Source organism: Sphingobium sp. (genome assembly GCF_035511395.1).
In the GTDB taxonomy this organism is placed as follows: Bacteria; Pseudomonadota; Alphaproteobacteria; order Sphingomonadales; family Sphingomonadaceae; genus Sphingobium.
In genome coordinates this window covers 1-4,390 of the sequence record NZ_DATKFP010000266.1, presented here as the reverse complement: position 1 = coordinate 4,390, position 4,390 = coordinate 1, and the positions used below count along the sequence as shown (strand labels likewise).

Here is a 4,390-nt window from a genome sequence, read left to right as displayed (position 1 = left end):
TCCGCCTGATCGGCATCCGGCTGCTGAAGGAACTGCTGGGCAAGGAATGGATGGTCCTGACGCTGACCGGCGCGGCGCTGGGCGCGGGGATCGGCCTGCTGCGCGATCGGCTGCCCATATTGGGCCTGATGCAGCGCGTGGTGACGACCGTTCTGGCCGTGCTGGCGCCGTTGCTGGCGATCGGCCTTGTCCTGTTCCTGCTTGCCATTCCCTTTACCGGGCTTGCGCCGCTGTGGGACGCAACGCGATCCACCAGCCCGATCCTGCTGGGCTGCGTCATCGGCGCGCTCTGCCTGGCCAATGCCGTCATTGGCGATCAACCAGCGCATGAAGCGCGCAATCCGCTGCTGCGCGGCAGCGTGGCGGCGCTGGCCCTGTCGATGCTGCCGCTGGGCGTCATTGCGGCTATTTCCACCGGGCTGCGCATCCATCAATATGGACTGACGCCCGATCGACTGTGGGCGGTGATCTTCACGGCGATCGCCTGCGCCTATGGCCTGGCCTATCTGGTTGCCTTGCTACGCGGAAGGCTGAACGCCGCGCCGCATGTACGGACCGCCAATCTGCGGCTCGCCATCGTCCTGGGCCTGCTGGCGCTGCTGCTGGCGACGCCACTGGTGAATTTCGGCGCGCTTTCCGCCCGCGATCAGGTGGCGCGGCTTGCAAGCGGCAGGACGCCGGTCGGCCGGTTCGACTGGCGCGCGCTGCGCTTCGATTTCGGTCCGGCGGGCGAGAGGGCGACGCGGAAGCTGGCGCAGCAGGGCGCTACGCCCGCGATCCGAAAGGCTGCGGCTACCGCGCTGAAGGCGAAGAGCCGATACGAGCTGGTCCGTCAGGACATACCCAAGCCACGCATCGATCCTGCGCGCCTGATCGTGCTGCCGCGCGGCAGTTCATTGCCCGAAGCGCTTCATGACCGGCTGACCGACTATGGCGCGTGCGGGACCGACGGCCCCTGCGTCGTGCTGTACCAGCCCGGCAGCGCAGAGGCGGTCATCACCACCCGTAGCGACAGCAATATGTGGACAGACCGGGACGGCACATGGCGGTCGCAGCCATTTGTCGTCAACCCGGCGCGGGATGGAGAGCAGTATCGGGCGCGGACCGAACGGATCGAACGAGCGTTGAAGGCTGGACGGGTCGAAATCCGCAATGTCACGCGGCGGCAGGTCTTCGTCGATGGCGAACCGATTGGTGCTATGTTCCAGTGACGGGCTGGCGATCGCCGCCACTGGCGAATATGACGGCGGCCCCTATCAGGACTTCACTCTGGGCGAGGACGAGCCATATCCCGTCCCCGCAAACGCCGTTCTGAACGGTCAGAACTGCACGCGCTTCGTGTAGCCGCCGTCCACGACGAGATTGGCGCCTGTCGTGTGCGACGACGCCGGGCTGGCGAGGAAGACGATGCTGCGCGCGACTTCCTCCGCCGTGCCGAAACGGCCGGCGACCATCTTGGCGGCGGTCGCATCGTACAGTTCGGGGCGCGCCGCCCTGATCTTTTCCCAATTGCCGCCGGGGAAGGAGATCGGGCCGGGCGACACCACGTTGACCCGGATGCCCTTCGCCCCCAGCGCCTGCGACTGCTGCTTGGCATAGGTAATGAGCGCGGCCTTTAGCGCGTTGAAGGCATTGGCCGACAGGAAGGTTTCCAGCGCGGCGGTGGACGACATCAGCACGACCGAGGCATCCGTGGATTTTTCCAGATAGGGTTCCAGCGCCTCGAACCCGGCAACCGCGCCCATGATGTCGAGTTGCAGCGTGACGTTCCAGTCACCGCCCGCGCCCGCACCGGAAGCGCTGACATTATGGACGAAGATGTCCACACCGCCGAGATGCTGCGCCGCCTTGTCCAGCCAGGCCTTGTAGGCGTCGATATCGCCCATGGTGAAGGCTTCGCCAAATACCTTCCCGCCGTGCTGCTCCAGCACCGCGACCGCCTCCGCGACCTGCGCAGCGTCGCGCGAGAAGAAAGCGACGTCGCAGCCTTCCTGCGCGAACAACTCCAGTGCGGCACGCCCCAGACCGCGGCTACCGCCCGTCAGGATCACCTTCTTGCCCTTCAAACCCAGGTCCATCGCGTCTTCTCCATAGTGCTGCGCTACGGCATATCTTTCGGGCAGAGAGATACGCCTCCCTTGAGAAAGCGTCAACAAACTATATCGCGTAATATATTTTAGATTCTTGCGGTCGTGTCGTTGCGAAAGAGAACGCGTGATATTATGATCGTTCGTATGACTGATGGAGCTTTCATGAACAGCAAGATGCGTGCGATCGGCGTCCGCGGCGGGACCGGCCCGGCCAGCGCGCTGTACGAGGAACAGGTTGCCTGCCCCGCGCCAGCCGCTGGCGAAATCCTGATCCGTGTCGCCGCAGCCGGCGTCAACCGCCCGGACATTTCGCAACGCGAAGGCAATTATCCACCGCCGCCCGGCGCATCCACGATCATCGGACTGGAGGTCGCGGGTGAGGTTGCGGCGCTCGGCGAAGGCGCTGGCCGCTGGTCGGTCGGCGACAGGGTGACGGCGCTGCTGCCGGGTGGCGGCTATGCCGGCTACGCCGTGGTCGACGCTCGCCACGCCCTGCCCGTCCCCGACGACATGAGCTTCGAGCAGGCGGCCGGCCTGCCGGAAACCGTCTTCACCGTCTGGGCCAATCTGTTCGAACGCGGACGGCTGGTTGCCGGGGAGACCGTATTGATCCATGGCGGCAACAGCGGCATTGGCGTGACCGCCATCCAGATGGCCAAGGCGGCGGGCGCACGCGTGATCGCCACCTGTCGCGGCCGCGCCAAGGCGGACAGGGCAGCAGAGGTCGGCGCGGACATCGCGATCGACGTGCGCGAACAGGATTTCGTCGCCGTGGTGAACGAGGCCGGCGGCGCGGATGTTGTGCTGGACATCGCCGGCGGCGCCTATTTCGAGGGCAATATCGCCGCGCTCAAGCCCGATGGCCGACTGGCGCAGATCGCCCTGATGGACGGGGGCAAGGTCACGCTGGACCTCATGCCGTTGCTGTTCAAGCGGCTTACCATCACGGGATCGACTTTGCGCGCGCGCCCGGCCGACGAAAAGGCCCGCCTTGCCCGCGCAATCGAGGAGATAGTCTGGCCATGGGTGCGATCCGGAAAGGTCCGCCCGCCGATCGATCGCATTTTTCCTCTGGAAAAAGTGCAGGACGCGCACGAATATCTGGAAAAAGGCAATCAGTTCGGCAAAGTGGTTTTAACACCATGAGCGCGCCGGTGCGCGCAGCGTAAGAGAGAGACAGGTCAGGACGTTGAACGGAGAGACATTAGCCCCCCATCCGGACAAGCAGTTGGTCTATTCGAGCACGCTCATCCATGAACGGCGCCAGCGCATCCTGCATGAAACACGCAAGATGATCGCCGAGGACGGTATCGACAAGTTCAGCATCCGAACCCTCTGCCGTCGGGCCGACGTGGCGCAGCGCACGCTCTACAATGCCTTCCACAGCAAGGATCGCCTGATCGCGCTCGCCATCCGCGAGACCTATGAGGGGGTGAACGCCTATATCCGCTATCGCACTTCGGCCGATACGATCGAAGGGATCGTCGATCGCCTGATCGCGGTGAACCGGCGTAATCTGAAAGCCCGCAACTATACGCAGGCGGTCACGTCCATCTATTTCTCGCCCAATACCAGCAAGGACGTATGGAACGCGCTGCGCGACATGGTCTTCCTCAACCTGCGCCAATGGCTGGATCGGGTCGCGCGCGATGGGGAATTACAACCCTGGGTCGAACTGGAAGACGTGGGCGGCAGCTTTGCCAACATCGAATATGCCGCGATCAACGACTGGGCCTGCGGCCGGATCGCCGACGAGGCCTATCTTAGACATCTGATCACGTCGATGCTCTCGCTGGCATCCGGGGTAACGCGTGGAGAAACGCAGGCCAAGGCCAACCTTATGCTGGAACAGATTGCCAGCACCGGCGAGTTGCCGGAATTTCCCAAGCCCGTTCTCAGTCCCCCGGATGCAAACGAGGGCGAGTGACATTGCGCCCCTGCTGGCGGCGGCTGCATCCTTGACCGGCGCCAGTCAGAATGGCGATGCCATGTTACGCGGATCATGGCAGCCGAGCTTTGGGACAGGCCATATTGGTAGATTGAGCCGGGGCGTATTGCCCTGCCCCAATCGATGCAGCCAGGCGGAGACCACCGAGTCGAAACGGGGCGGGTTCGACGCGATGCCATCATCGTCCCGCTGATCCGCAGCCATTCCATTCCGGTGGCGGATACGCTTCAGTCTGCTGCGTACGGCGCGCGACCTACCCAGCGCGGCCCCTGATTGCGGCAGGCAGGATGCGCATGGTTCCCGCGGACCATCAAAAAAAGACCATCCGGAACGAAATCCGGATGGTCCAGGC

The 4,390-nt window shown here is 64.2% G+C and carries 5 protein-coding genes; 4 read left to right on the top strand and 1 reads right to left on the bottom strand.

What is annotated here, in order from left to right; translation table 11 throughout:
• Both VMR39_RS18770 and VMR39_RS18765 read left to right on the top strand, forming a co-directional pair.
• On the top strand, positions 1-1,211 hold a 1,211-nt coding region (locus VMR39_RS18770; RefSeq protein WP_325417895.1), incomplete at its 5' end, for a DUF4153 domain-containing protein.
• On the top strand, positions 1,195-1,344 hold the full coding sequence (locus tag VMR39_RS18765) for a hypothetical protein (protein WP_325417893.1): 150 nt from the start codon (positions 1,195-1,197) through the stop codon (positions 1,342-1,344). The genes VMR39_RS18770 and VMR39_RS18765, both read left to right, overlap by 17 nt.
• On the opposite strand, the gene VMR39_RS18760 is transcribed toward VMR39_RS18765, so the two are convergent.
• Positions 1,320-2,078, bottom strand: a complete 759-nt coding sequence (locus VMR39_RS18760) for an SDR family NAD(P)-dependent oxidoreductase (RefSeq protein ID WP_325417891.1) — start codon at positions 2,076-2,078, stop codon at positions 1,320-1,322. The two genes, VMR39_RS18765 and VMR39_RS18760, sit on opposite strands and share 25 nt — an antisense overlap.
• A gap of 174 nt (positions 2,079-2,252) precedes the next feature.
• Between VMR39_RS18760 and VMR39_RS18755 the strand changes: the two genes are divergently transcribed.
• Positions 2,253-3,236, top strand: a complete 984-nt coding sequence (locus tag VMR39_RS18755) for an NAD(P)H-quinone oxidoreductase (protein WP_325417889.1) — start codon at positions 2,253-2,255, stop codon at positions 3,234-3,236.
• A gap of 82 nt (positions 3,237-3,318) precedes the next feature.
• Positions 3,319-4,017: a TetR/AcrR family transcriptional regulator gene (locus VMR39_RS18750; RefSeq protein ID WP_325417887.1), complete on the top strand. Its 699-nt coding sequence runs from the start codon at positions 3,319-3,321 to the stop codon at positions 4,015-4,017.
• Positions 4,018-4,390: the final 373 nt, after the last annotated feature.